The following is a 16,206-nucleotide window of genomic DNA, read 5'->3' as shown; positions in this document are numbered from 1 at the left end:
GTCTCGGTGATGTGTATAAGAAACAGGAGCCAGTGCCAGTGCCAGTGCCAGTGCCAGTGCCAGTGCCAGTGCCAGTGCCAGTGCCAGTGCCAGTGCCAGTGCCAGAGCCAGTGCCAGTGCCAGTGCCAGGCGGGCGGGCAACGTGCGACTCGGTATACAGATGCATGGGAGCAACGAAAGAATGACAATTCGATCGTCCTACAATACCTGAAACGCGCGATGCTGGCTGCACGCGATATTTTCGGTCGGCCTGTCGATGTTCTGTGTTACTTACCGCCTTTTTCGGACGCTCACGACCATGCCGTTGCTTGATACTCCGCTGTTACTCGACTTCGAGGTTTCATCTTGTGAAAACTTCACGTACATCCCGCTGGCGGTCCGCTACAATTTGGACCGCTTTGGCGTGCGCATCTCGCTGACGCAATGGCAGAGGCTGCCCCACGCGGATCGCGAGCTATTGGCGCGCTTTCCACTGGACGACGATCCGCAGATCGAGCGTCGCTTCGACCAGGCGCTTGCCGAGATGCTGCGGACCCATCTCAACGCCGAGTTACCCGTGCAGGCGCCGGACATGTCGCCCGCATGGCAGCGTACCGATGCGGTGCCCGACGAGTTGCTCAGGCAATGCTCACTGGCCGGTGTGACTCCGGTGAGTGTCGCCCGTTGGGCCACGCTGCCGCCGTTTCATCGGTATGTGCTGGCCAAGCTGTCGCGAAAGCCGGTGGTGAACCACGATTTCATTCCTGCGATGAAGTCGTTTGGCCTGATTTGAGAAGCCATTCCACACGCCTGGGCAATATCGTTTAACGCAAACCCGGGCATCAATCGAACACCAGGACATCAATCGAGCGGCGGTAGTACGCGCGGACGGCGCTGCGAATCGGTCGCGACATAAGTGAGCGTCGCTTCGGTAACCTTGACGGTCTCGCCGACCAGGCCCATACGTTGCGCATAGACCGACACATCGACGGTGATCGATGTGTGGCCGGTGCGGATGATATCGGTATAGAAGCTGAGCAGGTCGCCGACGAACACCGGCTGCTTGAAGACAAACGAATTGACCGCGACCGTGACGACGCGGCCGTTTGCCCGCCGCGATGCCGGGATCGCACCGGCGATGTCAACCTGAGCCATGATCCAGCCGCCGAACACGTCGCCATGCACGTTGGCATCGCGAGGCTGCGGCACGACGCGCAACGCCACCGGTTTGTCATGGGGCAATTCAGTCAGGGAAGTGGTCATGAGCGGTTCCTGCGTCTCGGTGAGCCGACCGACGAGCCGGTCAGTGGTGGATGTCGATGCTAGGCCGGCACATCGTGCGGCCTTCTGCAAAAATAGGAGTCCATTATTTTACCGGCAATCGATCCGCGACGCGCTGCCATGCCGCCGCTGAGCCGCCGCCGGCCGATCCTACTGCCCCCACCGCCTCTGCCGCGACTGGCAGACCATCGCCACGCTGCTGCCGTATCTGAGTATCAAGCGCGGCAGCTGCGGAGTCCAGTCGCTGATCTCGTATTGGTTGTACAGCATCCTGCCGACGCTGGTCGAGGTCGGTCTGGTGCTGGTTTTTTTCATCGTAGTATGAGGCGTACTACCTCTGGCTTCGCCGGCGCACTGAGTCTAGCCGGCTAGTCCGTCGCGTGCAGCACCTCGCCGCGTTGCGGGCCCGTGTGCGCGCGACTGTGCTTAAAATGGATTGATTGGGGCATCGTCGCACCGGTGCTGTACGGCACGTCGCCGGTTGGTGCGTGGTCGCGGCGTGACGGGCGCTGAACGCTACAATGGAGGCTGCACGCTGCGCCGTGGCTGTCATCCGGTGCGGCGCAGCGCGATGCCGCGCGGCCCAACGCGTGGGCGCATCGCGGCGCGAGGATGGCCAATGGAGTCGTTGCATGGAACTGAAATGGTTGGAAGACTTCGTGTCGCTGGCCGAGACGCGAAGCTTCAGCCGCTCAGCCGAACTGCGGCATGTGACGCAGCCCGCGTTTTCGCGGCGCATCCAGGCGTTGGAGGCTTGGCTTGGCACTGAACTGATCGATCGCTCGGTGTACCCGACGCGGCTCACGCAGGCCGGACAGGTGTTCTACGAGCAGGCGCTGATGATGCTGTCCCAGTTTCACGAAGCCCGTACCGTGTTGCGTGGCCACGGGCGCGCGCCGGCTGCGACGATCGAGTTCGCCGTGCCGCACACGCTGTCGTTGACCTTTTTTCCGCGCTGGTTGGACAGTATCGAGAAGCATACTGGGCGGGTCCATGCGCGGCTGCGCGCGCTGAACGTGCACGATGCGGTGCTGTCGCTGGTGGAGGGCGGCTGCGACCTGGTGATGGGCTATCATCATCCAAGTCATCCCGTTGCGCTGGACCCCGCGCGCTACGATATGCTTGTGCTGGGAATTGAGCCGATTAGCCCGTTCGCCGCGACCACGCGCAGCGGCCGCGCGCGTTTCACGCTGCCAGGCACGAAGGATGCGCCGGTCCCCTACCTGTCGTACACGCCGAGCGCCTATCTGGGGCGGATGACGGAGACGATTATCGGCACTGCGCCGGTTCCGTTGTACCTGGACAAAGTGTACGAGACCGACATGGCCGAGGGGCTCAAGGCGATGACGCTGGCGGGTCACGGCGTCGCGTTCCTGCCGCACAGCGCGGTGGAGGACTCGGTGGCCGCCGAGCGCCTTGTGCGGCTCGACCGGCCGGCGCGGGGCGCGACGGCTGACCGGTTTACGCTCGCGATGGAGATTCGGTTATATCGCGACAAGCTAGCGTCACACAGGGATGAGGCGCGCGGTGAGCTGGTAGACACGGTGTGGCGCCTGGCGGCCGGGCTGGCTGTCGGCACATAGCCGGCCGGCCGCTGGCGCTGGGCTGTCGCCGGCCGCCGAGCCTCGACGGCGCGGCCGATTCCGAAGACAGCGACGCCACGGCGAGTTACCTAGCGCGCTGCGTGCGCCGCCGCACGTTATGCAAGGAAAGCATAGAGCATGATAATTCGGCATTGGATTTAGTCGTGCCGCTTTCTCACAATGGCGGCCATCTTGACCGAAGAGGACCATTCATGTCCGCGCAGCAAACTGTTTCGAGCGATTCACCGATGCCTTCCAAGCACGCTCTGCCTTCCTATTTACATGCCGATTCGCTGGGTCCGTGGGGTTCCTACCTGCAACAAATCGATCGTGTTGCGCCGCACCTGGGCTCGCTTTCACGCTGGATCGAGACGCTTAAGCGCCCCAAGCGCATCCTGGTCGTCGATGTGCCGATCGAGATGGACGACGGCACGATCGCGCATTTTGAGGGCTACCGGGTCCAGCACAACACGTCGCGCGGGCCCGGCAAAGGCGGCGTGCGGTATCACCAGGACGTGACGCTGTCCGAGGTGATGGCGCTGTCCGCGTGGATGTCGATCAAGAATGCGGCGGTCAACGTGCCGTATGGTGGCGCGAAGGGCGGTATCCGCGTCGACCCGCGCAAGCTCTCGCGCGGCGAACTCGAGCGAGTCACGCGCCGGTACACGAGCGAAATCGGCATTATCATCGGGCCGAACACCGACATTCCGGCGCCCGACGTCAACACCAATGAGCAGGTGATGGCGTGGATGATGGACACATACTCGATGAATGTCGGCCAAACGGCGACGGGCGTGGTGACGGGCAAGCCGATCTCGCTGGGTGGATCGCTGGGCCGGCGCGAAGCGACCGGGCGCGGGGTGTTCACCGTCGGTTGTGAGGCGGCACGGCGCATCGGATTGGATATCGCGTCGGCGCGCGTCGCGGTGCAGGGGTTTGGCAACGTCGGCGGGATTGCTGCGAAGCTGTTCGTCGAGGCGGGCGCGAAAGTGGTTGCGGTCCAAGACCACACCGGCACGATCTACAAGCCGTCCGGCATCGACGCGCAGGCGTTGCTCGAGCATGTTGCGGCGCAAGGTGGCGTAGCCGGCTTCGCCGGCGCGGAGCCGCTCGGCGACGATGATTTTTGGGGTATCGAGAGCGACATCCTGATCCCCGCCGCGCTCGAAGGCCAGATCAACGAGAAGAACGCATCGCGGATCCGCACGAAGATCGTGGTCGAGGGAGCAAATGGTCCGACCACGCCGATCGCGGACGATATCCTGCGCGAGAACAACGTGCTGGTGATCCCCGATGTGGTCGCCAACGCCGGCGGCGTCACGGTATCCTACTTCGAATGGGTGCAGGACTTCTCCAGCTTCTTCTGGACTGAGGATGAGATCAATCATCGGCTGGAGCGCGTGATGCGCGAAGCGTTTGCCAGCGTCTGGCAGGTCGCTCAGGAGAATGACGTGTCCGTGCGCACCGCAGCCTATATCATCGCGTGCAAGCGCATCCTGATGGCGCGCGAGATGCGCGGCCTGTATCCGTAATCCATTACTGAGCCTCTGACTCCTATTGCTGCAACCAAGGCAGACCGCGTGGCGCGAGCCCGCGGTCTGCTTTCGCATTGGCCGCGCGCGGCGCGATCACCGGCGACGCGGTGGCGGCGTAGACGCGAGCCGGCGCGAAGCGATTCGCGGAACAACGAACGCAAGCGCTCTTAGATTAGTACTTCAACTCATTACTTTCATAATAATTACTTTGCTAAACTGACGCGAATTTTCGCGAAGGAGATCGTGGATGAACATCAAGAAAGCCGCATTCACACTGGCTGCACTGGCTGCTCTTACCGGTGCTGCCCAGGCGCAGGAGACGGGGACGCTGAAGAAAATCAAGGATTCGGGCGTCATTGCGCTGGGGCACCGCGAGTCGTCGATTCCGTTCTCGTACTATGACGAGAAGCAGAACGTCGTGGGTTATTCGCAGGAGTTTGCGCTGAAAATCGTCGAGGCGGTCAGGCATGAACTGAAGAAGCCCGATCTGAGGGTCAAGTTGATTCCGATCACGTCGCAAAACCGCATCCCGCTCGTACAGAACGGTACGATCGACATCGAGTGCGGCTCGACCACTCACAACCTGGAGCGGCAGAAGCAGGCGGTGTTCTCGAACACGATTTTCGTGGTCGGCACGCGGCTGATGACCAAGAAGGATTCGGGCATCAAGGACTTCGCCGACCTGAAGGGCAAGACGGTTGTGACCACGGCTGGCACGACGTCCGAACGGTTACTGCGCAAGATGAACCAGGACCATAACATGGGCATGAACATCATCAGCGCGAAGGACCATGGCGAGTCATTCTTGACGCTGTCTACCGGCCGTGCCGCCGCGTTCATGATGGATGATGCGCTGCTCGCTGGCGAACGTGCGAAGTCGAGCAATCCGGGCGACTTCGTGATCGTCGGCACCCCGCAATCGCACGAAGCGTACGGCTGCATGATGCGCAAGGACGACCCGGCGTTCAAGAAGGTCGTCGATGCGGCGATCGCGAAGGTCGAGACATCTGGTGAGGCGGCGCAGATCTATAAGAAGTGGTTTGAATCCCCGATCCCGCCGAAAGGGCTGAACCTGAACTTCCCGCTGTCCGACGACATGAGGGCGCTGTTCAAGAGCCCGAACGACAAGGCGATGGACTGATCCGCTCGGCCGCATTGTTCACTGACAGGCGTGACTGAAACGGAAGGGATGCTGCCCCCAGGCGCGCCTTCCGTTTCTTTTTGGAGTTGAGTCATGGGTTATCACTGGAATTGGGGCATTTTCATGACTCCGGTTTCGACCGGCGAGCCAACGACCTATCTGGGCTGGCTGATCTCGGGGCTGTGGAATACGGTCGCGGTGTCGTTATGCGCATGGGTGATCGCGCTGCTCGTCGGTGCGCTGATGGGCGTGTTGCGCACCGTGCCGAACAAATGGCTGTCTGGCATCGGCACGGTCTACGTCGCGGTATTCCGCAACATCCCGCTGATCGTACAGTTCTTTATCTGGTACTTCGTGCTGCCGGAGATCTTGCCGCCATCGCTCGGCACGTGGTTCAAGCAGCTGCCGCCCAATGCGCAGTTCTTCTCAGCCTCGATTCTGTGTCTGGGGCTGTTCACGGCGGCCCGCGTCTGCGAGCAGGTGCGCGCAGGCATCACTGCGCTGCCGCGCGGGCAGCGCGCTGCGGGCTTGGCGCTGGGCTTCACGTTGCCGCAGACTTATCGCTATGTGATGTTGCCAGTGGCGTTCCGGATCATCGTGCCGCCGTTGACCTCCGAGTGTCTTAATATTTTTAAGAACTCTGCCGTGGCGTCGACCATCGGCCTGCTGGACCTGTCGGCACAAGCACGACAACTGGTCGATTACACTGCGCAGGCGTATGAGTCGTTCATTGCGGTGACGCTCGCTTACGTGTTGATCAATCTGGTCGTGATGGGCTTCATGCGCTGGGTCGAGAAAAAGACCCGTCTGCCGGGCTACATCGGAGGCAAATGATGCATCAGTTCAACTGGTCCGGCATCCCGGATGCGCTGCCGACGCTGTGGACCGGCGCGGTGATGACATTGCAGATCACCGTGCTGGCGATCGTTGTGGGCATCGTGTGGGGCACGCTACTCGCGCTCATGCGGCTGTCGGGACTCAAGCCACTCGAATGGTTCGCGCGCGGCTATGTGACCCTGTTCCGCTCGATTCCGCTGGTGATGGTGCTGTTATGGTTCTTCCTGCTGGTGCCCCAGCTGCTACAGCGGTTGCTGGACGTGTCGCCCGATGTGGATATCCGGCTCGTGTCGGCGATGGTCGCGTTCTCGTTGTTCGAGGCCGCGTATTACTCGGAGATCATCCGGGCCGGCATCCAGGCCGTGCCGCGCGGGCAACTCAGCGCTGCGTCCGCGCTCGGCATGACCTACGGCCAGGGCATGCGGTTGGTCGTGCTACCGCAGGCGCTGCGCGCGATGGTGCCGCTGTTGCTGACGCAGGCCATCGTGCTGTTCCAGGACACGTCGCTGGTCTATGTGATCAGCGTCGCGGATTTCTTCCAGACCGCGGCAAACGTCGGTGACCGGGACGGCACGATTGTCGAGATGGTGCTGTTCGCGGGCGCTGTGTATTTCGTGATTTGCGTGGTGGCGTCAAGCCTCGTCAAGGGTCTTCAAAAAAAGGTCGCAAGATGATTTCGATCAAGAATGTTTCGAAGTGGTACGGGTCCTTCCAGGTGTTGACGGATTGCTCGACCGAGGTCAAGAAAGGCGAGGTGGTGGTCGTGTGCGGCCCGTCGGGCTCGGGTAAGTCGACGCTGATTAAGACGGTCAACGGACTAGAGCCGTTTCAGACAGGGGAGATCATGATTAATGGGCAATCGGTCAGTGATCCTAAGACAAACTTGTCAAAGCTGCGCGCGAAAGTTGGGATGGTGTTCCAGCATTTTGAACTGTTTCCGCATCTGTCGATCACCGAGAACCTGACGCTTGCGCAAATCAAGGTGCTCGGGCGTTCAAAGGACGAGGCGAGTGCCAAGGGACTGAAGTTGCTCGATCGTGTCGGTCTGAAGGCGCACGCCGACAAGTACCCTGGGCAGTTGTCCGGCGGTCAGCAACAGCGCGTGGCGATTGCACGCGCCTTGTCGATGGACCCGATCGCGATGCTGTTCGACGAGCCGACCTCAGCGCTCGATCCGGAGATGATCAATGAAGTGCTGGACGTGATGGTCGAGCTAGCGCAAGAAGGCATGACGATGATGTGCGTGACGCACGAAATGGGCTTTGCAAAAAAGGTCGCACACCGGGTCATCTTCATGGACCGGGGGGCGATCGTTGAGGATGATCGCAAGGAAGACTTCTTCGCGAATCCGAAATCGGATCGCGCGAAGGATTTTCTGGCCAAGATCCTGCATTGATCGTTGCGTCCCCGGCGGTGACTGTTGTCCGGGGAGCGGCCTGCTGCCACCGGCGGGTCGCACGCTACGGTTTCGTCACGTATGGGGTCAGCTTGACCTTTGCGTCTTCAGTCTGTTTGGGCGGGTTCGATGAGGTGAGCGCGACGAAATTGACGGACGACGATTCGTTGAGCAGTCCCTGGACGCTCAGCAGCGATTTGCCCTGGCCGTCGATGACGCCCATTGTCGTTGACGATCCGCCATCGCATGCGACGGCATAACCCGGATCGCGGTTGAATGCCCCAATCCGAGTGACCGTGATGGCTATCTCGGCCATCCGCATGCCTGTCGACCTGACGCCGCGTACGCCGCTATCATCTCCGGCGATAACCATTCTGTACCGATTCGTTTTCAGCGCAGTGGGCGAGGCCGCGGGCCGAGACGACGAGGGAAAATCGATTGCGCTGCGTGCATTCGGGTGCGACGCGTGGCCGAGTTCTCCAGGGCGGTTCAGGGGCGTATTCTCGAACGCATATTTCGGATTGGCCGCCTTTTGCTCGTGAAACTTGTTTTCGTATTGACCCGTGGCTTCGTTGACCTGCGCCAGCAATGGCGCGAGGGTCACGTAGGATCCGTTCGGAAAAGTCACCCTATGATAGTCATCCTCATAGGCGTCTTGGGGTCGCACACCTTCGATTTGCTTGATTCCTTTAACTTTGGCGCCGCCAATCGGGGCGTTTGCTGCGTACGATTTAATACCGATCTCGTCTTCCCGGATGCCGGTGTGTCCGTAGAACCCCCCATTAATGTACGCGATAGGGCCGGGCGGGTCGCGAGACAGCAGCTTGCTTTTCAAAGACTGGTTTGGGGACATCAATTGCCGGATTTCTTTATCTGACATGGCGCTGACGACATACGGCTGTTTACCGCCGCCCGCCAGATGGGGCACATAGCTGTCTGCGGGGATTGAGAGGTACTCAAGCCGTTTGGGGCCGTTCGATGTATCGATCCTTTCCATGCCGACACTGTCGAATACTTTGGAGTCGCCCTGGATCTTCACGTGGACGATGCCCGTGCCCGGTATGGCGCGCACACTGACAGGCCGATGACTTCGACTAACCTTACGGACCGCTTCGCGGAACTTTGCAAGTGGCGAATCGGCAGGCATCGGTAAGCCCGTCGATCGCTGATTTGTTGCTGCGCGATCGCCGATGTGGTCCGGTTTGGAACCATTGGCTTGGGTGGGGTCGCTCGTCGATGAAGTGGACGGCGCCGAACCGCGCCCGAGGACAGGGAAGCATTTCAGCATGGTGCGGGATATCCTTCGTGGCGCACATGGAAGCATAGACGCAAAGTCAGCCGGCTTTGCCGGCGCGATAGTACCGGCGCCGTCGATATCCGATGAAGGGTATCTTGCAGGTGGTGCGCGGCACCGCTAAGTGCGAAACGGGCAACATCGTACCGAACCGGTCAATTCGGTTCAAATGAGGCGGCAGGCGGCAGGCGGCGGACGGAACGGGCAACTTTACGATTGCACTGCTGCGGCGTCGTCCGCGGATTCGAGGGTGAACTCGCCGTCCTCGTTGGTGCTCAACACTGACTCGACGGCGGCCTTGCATAGCGGCTCTCGCGCCTTGGCCGCCACGTCGGCAGGCACCGGCACGTTGACGCTGCACAACAATTGGCCCGCCTGGAACATCGCCAGATCCCCCGGGGCAAAGCGCGTCCACGTTTCATCGTCGGTGAGCGGCTGCGTCGCAATCACCGCGACGCGATCTTCTGGCGTCGTGTATTGCGCAAAGTCGATTGTGACGTCCGCGTCGATCAAGTGCGCGGTCGAGAACGGCCAACTGCGCACGAGGTAATACAAATGGGTCGAGCAGTGAACGAACAATGCCTGCCCGTTGGACATCAAAAAGTTGAACACACCGTGCCGAGTGATCTCGCGTGTGGCCTGCGCCAATGCGTCGAACAGCTCGTTTAGCGGTGGATGGGTGCTGGGGAAACACGCGCGTAGGTGCTGCATGATCGCGCAGAACGCGAGCTCGCTGTCCGTCGTGCCGACCGGTAGGTACACGCCGCCCAGTGTTGGCGCATAGTCGCGCAGATCGCCGTTGTGCGCGAAGATCCAATGCCGGCCCCATAGCTCGCGCTGGAACGGATGACAGTTCTCCAGCACGATGCGACCCTGCGTGGCCTTGCGAATGTGTGCGATCGTGTTTTTCGACTTGATCGGGTATTTCTTGACCAGTTCGGCGATCGGCGAGGTCGCCGACGCCTGGTGGTCGATGAACAGCCGGCAGGCTTTGTCCTCGAAGAATGCGATGCCGAAGCCATCGGCATGATGGTCGGTGACGCCGCCGCGCGCCGCGAAACCCGTGAACGAAAAGGTCACGTCCGTGGGCGCCGCGCAATTCATTCCGAGCAGTTGGCACATGATGCGAACACGCAATGCTTCGCGAGCGCGCTGAGCGCCCGCTACAATGATGTTTTTGAAGAATATCACCGAGTCCGGGGGCCACCCAAACCGAAACAGCGACGTATGCGTCGCTGCTTCGCATCCAATGGGTGGCCACGGGCGAGCCTTCGCATGCGTGATGCGCATGCTCAACTGCCGATTGACATGAACCCGTCCCAGTCCCATTCCACCGCAGCCGGCGCCGGCTCGTCGGGCACCGCTGCGCTGACTCTCGCCCGTCCCGATGATTGGCATTTGCACGTGCGTGACGGCGCGCTGCTCGAAGCAGTGCTGCCACACACTGCCCGGCAGTTCGGCCGTGCGATCATCATGCCGAATCTGAAGCCGCCGGTCACCACGACCGCGCAGGCCGGCGCTTATCGGCAGCGGATTCTTGCCGCGCGTCCCGCGCACGGCCCTGGCGCCACGTTCGAGCCGCTGATGACGCTGTACCTGACCGACAACACGTCGCCGGACGAAGTCCGGCGGGCTCATGAAAGCGGCTTCGTGCATGGCGTGAAGCTGTATCCGGCCGGCGCGACGACCAATTCGGATGCCGGTGTCACAGATCTGCGCCACTGCACGGCTACGCTGGAGGCGATGCAGCAGAGCGGCCTGCCGCTGCTGGTGCACGGCGAGGTAACAGACCCGTCGATCGACGTGTTCGATCGCGAAAAGGTGTTCATCGACCGGGTGCTCGAGCCGTTGCGGCGCGATTTCCCTGCGCTCAAGGTGGTGTTTGAGCACATCACGACGCGTGACGCGGCGCAATATGTGCGTGACGCGGAGGCGGCGCCGGGCACGCTGGGCGCAACGATCACCGCCCACCACTTGCTGCTCAATCGCAACGCGATGCTGGTCGGCGGCATCCGCCCGCATTATTACTGCCTGCCGGTGCTCAAGCGCGAGGCGCACCGCGTGGCACTTGTGGAGGCGGCCACCTCGGGTCATCCGCGCTTTTTTCTCGGCACCGATAGCGCGCCGCACCCGAAGGGCCTGAAGGAGCACGCGTGCGGCTGTGCCGGTTGCTACACGGCGCTGCATGCGCTGGAGCTATACGCGCAGGCCTTTGACGAGGCCGGCGCCCTGGGCCGGTTGGAAGGCTTTGCGAGCTTTCATGGTGCCGACTTCTATGGATTGCCGCGCGCCACCGACACGGTGACGCTCGAGCGCGCGAGTTGGACGTTGCCCGAGGCCATCGATGCAGGCGGCATCAGCGTGGTACCCCTCAAGGCCGGCGAAGCGCTCGGCTGGAAGCTGCGCTGACATGCGCATGGCGGCCCTGCCACCGCTGCGCGAGGCCGTGGCGCGGATCGACTGGTCGCGACCGTGGTTCGAGCCGTTCCGGGCCCATGGGATGCGTTGGCAACGGGTGCTCGATACTCATGGGGCCGACGCATGGTTGAGCACAATGACGCAGGATGCCCAAGCGGCGTCGCTATGCATTGGCGCTGGCCTGCCGCTGACCTTCGTGGCGCAGTCTCTGTTGCCGCCCGGCACGCGTTATGAAGCGCACATTGCCGCGACAGGTTGCGTGCCCACGCGCGAAAATCTGCACGATTTCTTCAACGCGGCGAGTTGGTTTGCCTTTCCGCGGACCAAGCTCGCCACGACCGCCTGCGGCCTGGCCGAGGCGCGGCGGCAGGCAGGTGCGCCCGCGCCCGGCAACGGCAGGGGGCCGGTACGCAATGCACTAACCCACTTTGACGAAAACGGCGCGATCTTTGTGACTTCCGATGGTTCGCTGGCCGAAGCGCTGCGCGCTTTTGACTGGCGCCGTCTGTTTGTCGAGCATCGCCAGGCGTGGCCTGCGCGTTGTGCCGTGTATGTGTACGGCCATGCGCTGCTGGAGAAGCTGCTCGCGCCGTATCGCGCATGCACCGCGCACGCATGGATCTGTCAAGTCGAGCCGGACTGGTTCGATGCGCCCGCGGCGCAGCGCCAGGCCGACGCGGATGTCCGTGTCGCCGCGGCACTCGTCGATGACAACATCGGCGACGGCCCGCCGCGGCAGGCGCCGCGTGAGCGTGCGCCAAAGGGCGGAGCGCTGACGATCGCGCGGTTTTCGCCGTTGCCTGTGCTTGGCGTGCCGGGCTGGTGGGCGGCCAACGCTGATCCGCGCTTCTACGCGGACACGTCGGTATTCCGCGGCGGCCGGCGCGGGCCGCGCCACCCATGCTAAGATGAGAGCTTACAAAGTAGGCCAGACAGCCGCGGCTGCCGCGCATCGCGCGGGGGGCGAGGAAAGTCCGGACTCCACAGGGCAGGGTGATGGCTAACGGCCATCCGTGGCGACACGCGGAACAGGGCAACAGAAAGTAAACCGCCGATGGCCTGGCGCAAGCTGGGATCAGGTAAGGGTGAAACGGTGCGGTAAGAGCGCACCGCGGCTGCGGCGACGCAGTCCGGCAAGGCAACCTCCACCCGGAGCAATTCCAAGTAGGCAGGCGCGCGCCGGCAGCAAGGCGCAAGGACGGGCCCCGTCCTGACCTGCGGGTAGGAAGCTTGAGCACGTCAGCAATGGCGCGCCTAGAGGAATGGCTGTCACGCGTGCCGGGTAACCGGCGCACGCACAGAATCCGGCTTACCGGCCTGCTTTGTCCCTTCTTTTCGCGACACGCGCTATGTGTCGACGATCTCGAACGAGTGCGTGAGTTCCGCGCTCTTGGCCAACATGATCGACGCGGAGCAATACTTGTCGTGTGACAGGTTGATCGCGCGCTCCACGGTCGCCGGGTTTAAGTTTCGGCCGCTCACCGTGAAATGGAAATGGATCTTCGTGAATACCTTCGGGTCCTGGCTTGCCCGTTCTGCCTTCAGCGTGACGTGGCAGTCGACAATGTCCTGGCGGCTTTTCTTCAGAATCATTACGACGTCGTACGTGGTGCAGCCTCCGGTGCCCAGCAGTACCATTTCCATCGGTCTCGGGGCCAGGTTGCGGCCACCGCCTTCCGGCGCGCCATCCATCGCTACCATGTGGCCACTGCCTGTCTCGGCCACGAAAGCCATTCCGTCTTTGCTCAACCAGCTGACCTTGCATTCCATCACGCGTTTCCAGGCCTGAATTTTCGTACATTGTAACGAACGCGTCCGAGCACTGCCGCAGCGCTGCTGCCGCGTGAGCGTCGCATCGGCCGACACGAGGCAACGGGATTTTGCCGCTGTGGCCCGGGCCGGCCGCAGGCGGCAGCGAAATCGCCATGGTTGTTCGGCATCGTTAGGTGAAGCGTTCGCTGGTGTGGGGCCGCAGTGGTGGCGAGAGATCATTAACCCATGGAGGCGGAAGGAAGCGGGCTCTTTGTGGTGCTACTGCAACATGTCGTACTGTGGTGGAGCGTTTCGCAATGTGGTTTTCGTTGCAGCTTATCAGCGTAAGCCCTATAATGCTCCCCATTGGTTGATGCACGCTTGCTCAACCTTTGCTTGTCTCCTCCACCTGCCTCCTTTGGTGGATTGAACCCGAACATTGGTTCGGGTTTTTTTTCGTCGTTATTTAGGCTAGGGCTAGAGTAGCGCCAGGCCTAAAAACCATTTACAATTAAAAGCTTTTCCGAAAATGCCCGCGGAAGAAGAATCAGGGAGAGCCTGCACCGCGCCATGACGCGCATCCACAAGCAGGACCACAGAAGGGCAGAGCATCTCATTTGGATCGATCATGAAGACGTTTTCCGCCAAAGCCCACGAGGTGAAGCGCGAATGGTACGTGATTGACGCGACGGACAAGGTCCTCGGCCGTGTCGCCAGCGAAGTGGCACGCCGCCTTCGCGGCAAGCACAAGCCGGAGTTCACGCCGCACGTCGATACCGGCGATTTCATCATCGTCGTCAATGCCGGCAAGCTGAAGGTTACCGGCAACAAGACGACCGACAAGAAGTACTACCGTCACTCGGGCTATCCGGGCGGCATCTATGAAACGACTTTTGGCAAGATGCAGGAGCGTTTTCCGGGCCGTGCACTCGAGAAGGCCGTCAAGGGCATGCTGCCTAAGGGCCCGCTCGGCTACGCGATGATCAAGAAGCTGAAGGTCTACGCGGACGCGACGCACCCGCACACCGCGCAACAACCGAAGGCGCTCGAGCTCTAAGGAATCAGTCAGATGATCGGAAATTGGAACTACGGTACTGGCCGCCGCAAGAGCGCAGTGGCTCGCGTGTTTATCAAGGCTGGCAAGGGCGACATCATCGTCAACGGTAAGCCCATCGCCGACTACTTCTCGCGTGAGACGTCGCTGATGATCGTGCGTCAGCCGCTGGATCTGGTGAACCACGCGAACACGTTCGACATCAAGGTCAACGTGACTGGTGGCGGCGAAACCGGCCAGGCTGGCGCCGTACGTCACGGTATCACCCGTGCGTTGATCGACTACGATGCGACGCTGAAGCCGACGCTGTCGAACGCTGGCTTCGTGACGCGCGATGCGCGTGAAGTCGAGCGTAAGAAGGTAGGTTTGCACAAGGCGCGTCGTCGCAAGCAGTTCTCCAAGCGTTAAGCGAAGCGCGTGCATCGCGATGGAGTGGCACGCAGGTTCACCTGCGGGTCCGGCATCGTGCAAAAAACCGCGGATCGGCCGATCCGCGGTTTTTTCTTGGTGCGCCCAGCATGAGGGCACGCCTGCGGGTGCAAGTCCCTGTTGGTTTCAGGGCCTTCGGCACAATATTCAGAACAGTCCTAAAATAATATTGAAGGCATTTTTGGAGAACTCGATGAACGCTGTGACTGACACCGTTGTGACCGAGATGCCGGCCCCGCTCGTTTTCACGGACGCCGCCGCTGACAAGGTCAAACAGCTGATCGATGAAGAAGGTAATCCGGAACTGAAGCTGCGCGTGTTTGTACAAGGTGGCGGCTGCTCGGGATTTCAATACGGCTTTACGTTTGACGAGGAAGTCAACGAGGACGACACGGTGATGGATAAAAATGGCGTCCAGTTGTTGATCGACTCAATGAGCTATCAGTACCTGTTGGGCGCGGAAATCGACTACAAGGACGATTTGAACGGCGCGCAATTCGTGATCAAAAACCCGAACGCGACCACCACTTGTGGCTGCGGCTCGTCGTTCTCGGTGTAAGCGTACATTGATCGAAATGTAAGCGCATTTTACCGAAATCAGTCGGGTGACCGTTCATGAGCCGGCTCACTGCGGGGGCGGATCAGCCCCCGTTGTTGTTTGCACACCGTCGCTGACGCATGCCGTCGAGGGCCGCGCGCGAGCGGCACGGCTTAGCGTGGATACAACGCGCCGAGTACGCGCTCGCCAGCGACACCGGTGACAGTTGGCAAGTTGCCGGGCAGGCGTGCAACGTGGCGCATCGCCAGCCATGCGAACGCCAGCGCCTCGACTTGATGGGAGGCAATACCCCCGAGATTGCACACCACGCGGGTCTCGTGCTCGTGCACGAACATTGCCGCATGAAACGCTGGCACGAGCGGGGCGGCATGGCCGCCCACTGCCACGTCGCGAGAGCGGAAATCGGCGACGACGTCGATACCGGTCAGCTCCGCTAGCAACGCCGGATTGTTGATCTGCCGCGTATAGCCGAGTTCGGGGCGGTGCCTAATCGTCTGTCCGTGCACGCCGATGGCGCGCACGTCCCCGGCCGATACCCGTGCGCGGGTCTGCAGCGCGTGGCAGTACGCCGCATAGCGTGCCGCCAACGCGTTGGCGGCATGAGCCTCGCGGTGTACTTCGTTATCCTCCGGGCTCTGCAACGCGAACAACGTGTCGCGCAACTCGGGCGGCAAGCTGACGAAGGCCTCGGCACGGACCTGGGGCCGGCCTTGCGTAAAGTCGACGATCACGCCGGCGACACCGCCCATGCTCGTGCCGGACATCAGGCCGATATACAGCCCGTCGGCATCGTGCGCCCGTTGTGAAGGCGTGTGGCCGTCGTTGTGTTCGGCGCAAGGTTGTATCACCCAAAGCTTCCGATAGCTTTGAGTGATGCGTCGGCCCGATGGCTAGCGCGCATGATCGACGCGGCACGGCACGGCCGCATTGCCGCCATGGTGATGTGGC

The 16,206-nt window shown here is 61.7% G+C and carries 18 protein-coding genes and 1 other RNA gene; 13 read left to right on the top strand and 6 right to left on the bottom strand.

Annotated elements, in window-relative coordinates; all coding sequences use genetic code 11:
• Window positions 1–298 precede the first annotated feature (298 nt).
• Window positions 299–772 carry a nitrate reductase associated protein gene (locus KQH60_RS12625; protein ID WP_237576752.1) on the top strand — a complete coding sequence of 158 codons (474 nt, stop codon included), beginning with the start codon at window positions 299–301 and terminating at the stop codon, window positions 770–772.
• Window positions 773–840: 68 nt separating this feature from the next.
• Here KQH60_RS12625 and KQH60_RS12620 read toward each other — a convergent pair whose 3' ends face one another.
• Window positions 841–1,242, bottom strand: a complete 402-nt coding sequence (locus KQH60_RS12620; protein WP_237576751.1) for an acyl-CoA thioesterase — start codon at window positions 1,240–1,242, stop codon at window positions 841–843.
• A 650-nt stretch (window positions 1,243–1,892) separates the two neighbouring features.
• Here KQH60_RS12620 and KQH60_RS12615 point away from each other — a divergent pair.
• From KQH60_RS12615 to KQH60_RS12590, 6 genes are all read left to right on the top strand, one after another.
• Window positions 1,893–2,843 (top strand): LysR family transcriptional regulator, encoded by a 951-nt coding sequence (locus KQH60_RS12615; RefSeq protein WP_237576750.1) that lies wholly within the window; start codon window positions 1,893–1,895, stop codon window positions 2,841–2,843.
• Between the two features lie 248 nt (window positions 2,844–3,091).
• Window positions 3,092–4,375, top strand: a complete 1,284-nt coding sequence (locus KQH60_RS12610; RefSeq protein ID WP_237576794.1) for a Glu/Leu/Phe/Val dehydrogenase — start codon at window positions 3,092–3,094, stop codon at window positions 4,373–4,375.
• A gap of 250 nt (window positions 4,376–4,625) precedes the next feature.
• Window positions 4,626–5,519, top strand: coding sequence for a glutamate/aspartate ABC transporter substrate-binding protein (locus KQH60_RS12605; RefSeq protein WP_237576749.1), 894 nt, complete (start codon window positions 4,626–4,628; stop codon window positions 5,517–5,519).
• A gap of 93 nt (window positions 5,520–5,612) precedes the next feature.
• The gene (locus KQH60_RS12600; protein WP_237576748.1) at window positions 5,613–6,353 is read left to right on the top strand and encodes an amino acid ABC transporter permease; all 741 of its coding nucleotides are present in this window, start codon (window positions 5,613–5,615) and stop codon (window positions 6,351–6,353) included.
• Window positions 6,353–7,030 carry a glutamate/aspartate ABC transporter permease GltK gene (gene gltK, locus KQH60_RS12595; protein ID WP_237576747.1) on the top strand — a complete coding sequence of 226 codons (678 nt, stop codon included), beginning with the start codon at window positions 6,353–6,355 and terminating at the stop codon, window positions 7,028–7,030. Before KQH60_RS12600 ends, gltK begins: the two co-directional genes overlap by 1 nt.
• Window positions 7,027–7,752, top strand: a complete 726-nt coding sequence (locus KQH60_RS12590; protein ID WP_237576746.1) for an amino acid ABC transporter ATP-binding protein — start codon at window positions 7,027–7,029, stop codon at window positions 7,750–7,752. The genes gltK and KQH60_RS12590 overlap by 4 nt, the downstream gene beginning before the upstream one ends.
• Window positions 7,753–7,816: 64 nt before the next feature.
• On the opposite strand, the gene KQH60_RS12585 is transcribed toward KQH60_RS12590, so the two are convergent.
• Window positions 7,817–9,040, bottom strand: a complete 1,224-nt coding sequence (locus tag KQH60_RS12585) for a hypothetical protein (RefSeq protein ID WP_237576745.1) — start codon at window positions 9,038–9,040, stop codon at window positions 7,817–7,819.
• Window positions 9,041–9,256: 216 nt separating this feature from the next.
• Window positions 9,257–10,168, bottom strand: coding sequence for a class II glutamine amidotransferase (locus KQH60_RS12580; RefSeq protein WP_237576744.1), 912 nt, complete (start codon window positions 10,166–10,168; stop codon window positions 9,257–9,259).
• 186 nt (window positions 10,169–10,354) lie between these two features.
• Between KQH60_RS12580 and pyrC the strand changes: the two genes are divergently transcribed.
• The 3 genes from pyrC to rnpB all read left to right on the top strand — a co-directional run bounded on the left by pyrC (window position 10,355) and on the right by rnpB (window position 12,792).
• The gene (pyrC, locus tag KQH60_RS12575) at window positions 10,355–11,455 is read left to right on the top strand and encodes a dihydroorotase (RefSeq protein ID WP_237576743.1); all 1,101 of its coding nucleotides are present in this window, start codon (window positions 10,355–10,357) and stop codon (window positions 11,453–11,455) included.
• Window position 11,456: 1 nt separating this feature from the next.
• Window positions 11,457–12,371, top strand: coding sequence for a DUF3025 domain-containing protein (locus KQH60_RS12570; RefSeq protein WP_237576742.1), 915 nt, complete (start codon window positions 11,457–11,459; stop codon window positions 12,369–12,371).
• A 13-nt stretch (window positions 12,372–12,384) separates the two neighbouring features.
• Window positions 12,385–12,792, top strand: an RNA gene (gene rnpB / locus KQH60_RS12565) — RNase P RNA component class A.
• 19 nt (window positions 12,793–12,811) lie between these two features.
• Here the strand turns inward: rnpB and KQH60_RS12560 are convergent.
• Complete coding sequence (locus tag KQH60_RS12560) at window positions 12,812–13,234, bottom strand: OsmC family protein (protein ID WP_237576741.1); 423 nt, start codon at window positions 13,232–13,234, stop codon at window positions 12,812–12,814.
• 459 nt (window positions 13,235–13,693) lie between these two features.
• Complete coding sequence (locus tag KQH60_RS12555) at window positions 13,694–13,846, bottom strand: hypothetical protein (RefSeq protein ID WP_237576740.1); 153 nt, start codon at window positions 13,844–13,846, stop codon at window positions 13,694–13,696.
• On the opposite strand from KQH60_RS12555, the gene rplM reads away from it, so the two are divergent.
• The 3 genes from rplM to erpA all read left to right on the top strand — a co-directional run bounded on the left by rplM (window position 13,845) and on the right by erpA (window position 15,258).
• A complete protein-coding gene (gene rplM / locus KQH60_RS12550) occupies window positions 13,845–14,273 on the top strand; it encodes a 50S ribosomal protein L13 (protein WP_237576739.1) in 429 nt (142 codons plus the stop codon). The genes KQH60_RS12555 and rplM overlap by 2 nt on opposite strands.
• A gap of 12 nt (window positions 14,274–14,285) precedes the next feature.
• Window positions 14,286–14,678, top strand: a complete 393-nt coding sequence (gene rpsI / locus KQH60_RS12545; protein WP_237576738.1) for a 30S ribosomal protein S9 — start codon at window positions 14,286–14,288, stop codon at window positions 14,676–14,678.
• Window positions 14,679–14,892: 214 nt separating this feature from the next.
• Entirely contained in the window at window positions 14,893–15,258 is a 366-nt protein-coding gene (gene erpA / locus KQH60_RS12540) for an iron-sulfur cluster insertion protein ErpA (protein WP_237576737.1), read from the top strand.
• 152 nt (window positions 15,259–15,410) lie between these two features.
• Here erpA and KQH60_RS12535 read toward each other — a convergent pair whose 3' ends face one another.
• A complete protein-coding gene (locus KQH60_RS12535; RefSeq protein ID WP_368669351.1) occupies window positions 15,411–16,103 on the bottom strand; it encodes an anhydro-N-acetylmuramic acid kinase in 693 nt (230 codons plus the stop codon).
• Between the last annotated feature and the right edge of the window lie 103 nt (window positions 16,104–16,206).

This window comes from Mycetohabitans sp. B8, assembly GCF_021991875.1.
Taxonomy (GTDB): domain Bacteria; phylum Pseudomonadota; class Gammaproteobacteria; order Burkholderiales; family Burkholderiaceae; genus Mycetohabitans.
The sequence above is the reverse complement of the archived record's forward strand: the minus strand, read 5'-3'. Positions and strand labels throughout refer to the sequence as shown.

Excerpts from the sequence above, each read along its gene's own strand:
- KQH60_RS12570 (WP_237576742.1), top strand. The coding sequence starts at position 11,457 with ATGCGCATGGCGGCCCTGCCACCGCTGCGCGAGGCCGTGGCGCGGATC.
- KQH60_RS12625 (WP_237576752.1), top strand. The coding sequence starts at position 299 with ATGCCGTTGCTTGATACTCCGCTGTTACTCGACTTCGAGGTTTCATCT.
- pyrC (WP_237576743.1), top strand. The coding sequence starts at position 10,355 with ATGAACCCGTCCCAGTCCCATTCCACCGCAGCCGGCGCCGGCTCGTCG.
- gltK (WP_237576747.1), top strand. The coding sequence starts at position 6,353 with ATGCATCAGTTCAACTGGTCCGGCATCCCGGATGCGCTGCCGACGCTG.
- KQH60_RS12600 (WP_237576748.1), top strand. The coding sequence starts at position 5,613 with ATGGGTTATCACTGGAATTGGGGCATTTTCATGACTCCGGTTTCGACC.
- KQH60_RS12610 (WP_237576794.1), top strand. The coding sequence starts at position 3,092 with ATGCCTTCCAAGCACGCTCTGCCTTCCTATTTACATGCCGATTCGCTG.
- KQH60_RS12605 (WP_237576749.1), top strand. The coding sequence starts at position 4,626 with ATGAACATCAAGAAAGCCGCATTCACACTGGCTGCACTGGCTGCTCTT.
- KQH60_RS12560 (WP_237576741.1), bottom strand. The coding sequence starts at position 13,234 with ATGGAATGCAAGGTCAGCTGGTTGAGCAAAGACGGAATGGCTTTCGTG.
- KQH60_RS12580 (WP_237576744.1), bottom strand. The coding sequence starts at position 10,168 with ATGTGCCAACTGCTCGGAATGAATTGCGCGGCGCCCACGGACGTGACC.
- KQH60_RS12590 (WP_237576746.1), top strand. The coding sequence starts at position 7,027 with ATGATTTCGATCAAGAATGTTTCGAAGTGGTACGGGTCCTTCCAGGTG.
- KQH60_RS12615 (WP_237576750.1), top strand. The coding sequence starts at position 1,893 with ATGGAACTGAAATGGTTGGAAGACTTCGTGTCGCTGGCCGAGACGCGA.
- KQH60_RS12555 (WP_237576740.1), bottom strand. The coding sequence starts at position 13,846 with ATGATCGATCCAAATGAGATGCTCTGCCCTTCTGTGGTCCTGCTTGTG.
- rplM (WP_237576739.1), top strand. The coding sequence starts at position 13,845 with ATGAAGACGTTTTCCGCCAAAGCCCACGAGGTGAAGCGCGAATGGTAC.
- KQH60_RS12620 (WP_237576751.1), bottom strand. The coding sequence starts at position 1,242 with ATGACCACTTCCCTGACTGAATTGCCCCATGACAAACCGGTGGCGTTG.
- KQH60_RS12585 (WP_237576745.1), bottom strand. The coding sequence starts at position 9,040 with ATGCTGAAATGCTTCCCTGTCCTCGGGCGCGGTTCGGCGCCGTCCACT.
- rpsI (WP_237576738.1), top strand. The coding sequence starts at position 14,286 with ATGATCGGAAATTGGAACTACGGTACTGGCCGCCGCAAGAGCGCAGTG.
- erpA (WP_237576737.1), top strand. The coding sequence starts at position 14,893 with ATGAACGCTGTGACTGACACCGTTGTGACCGAGATGCCGGCCCCGCTC.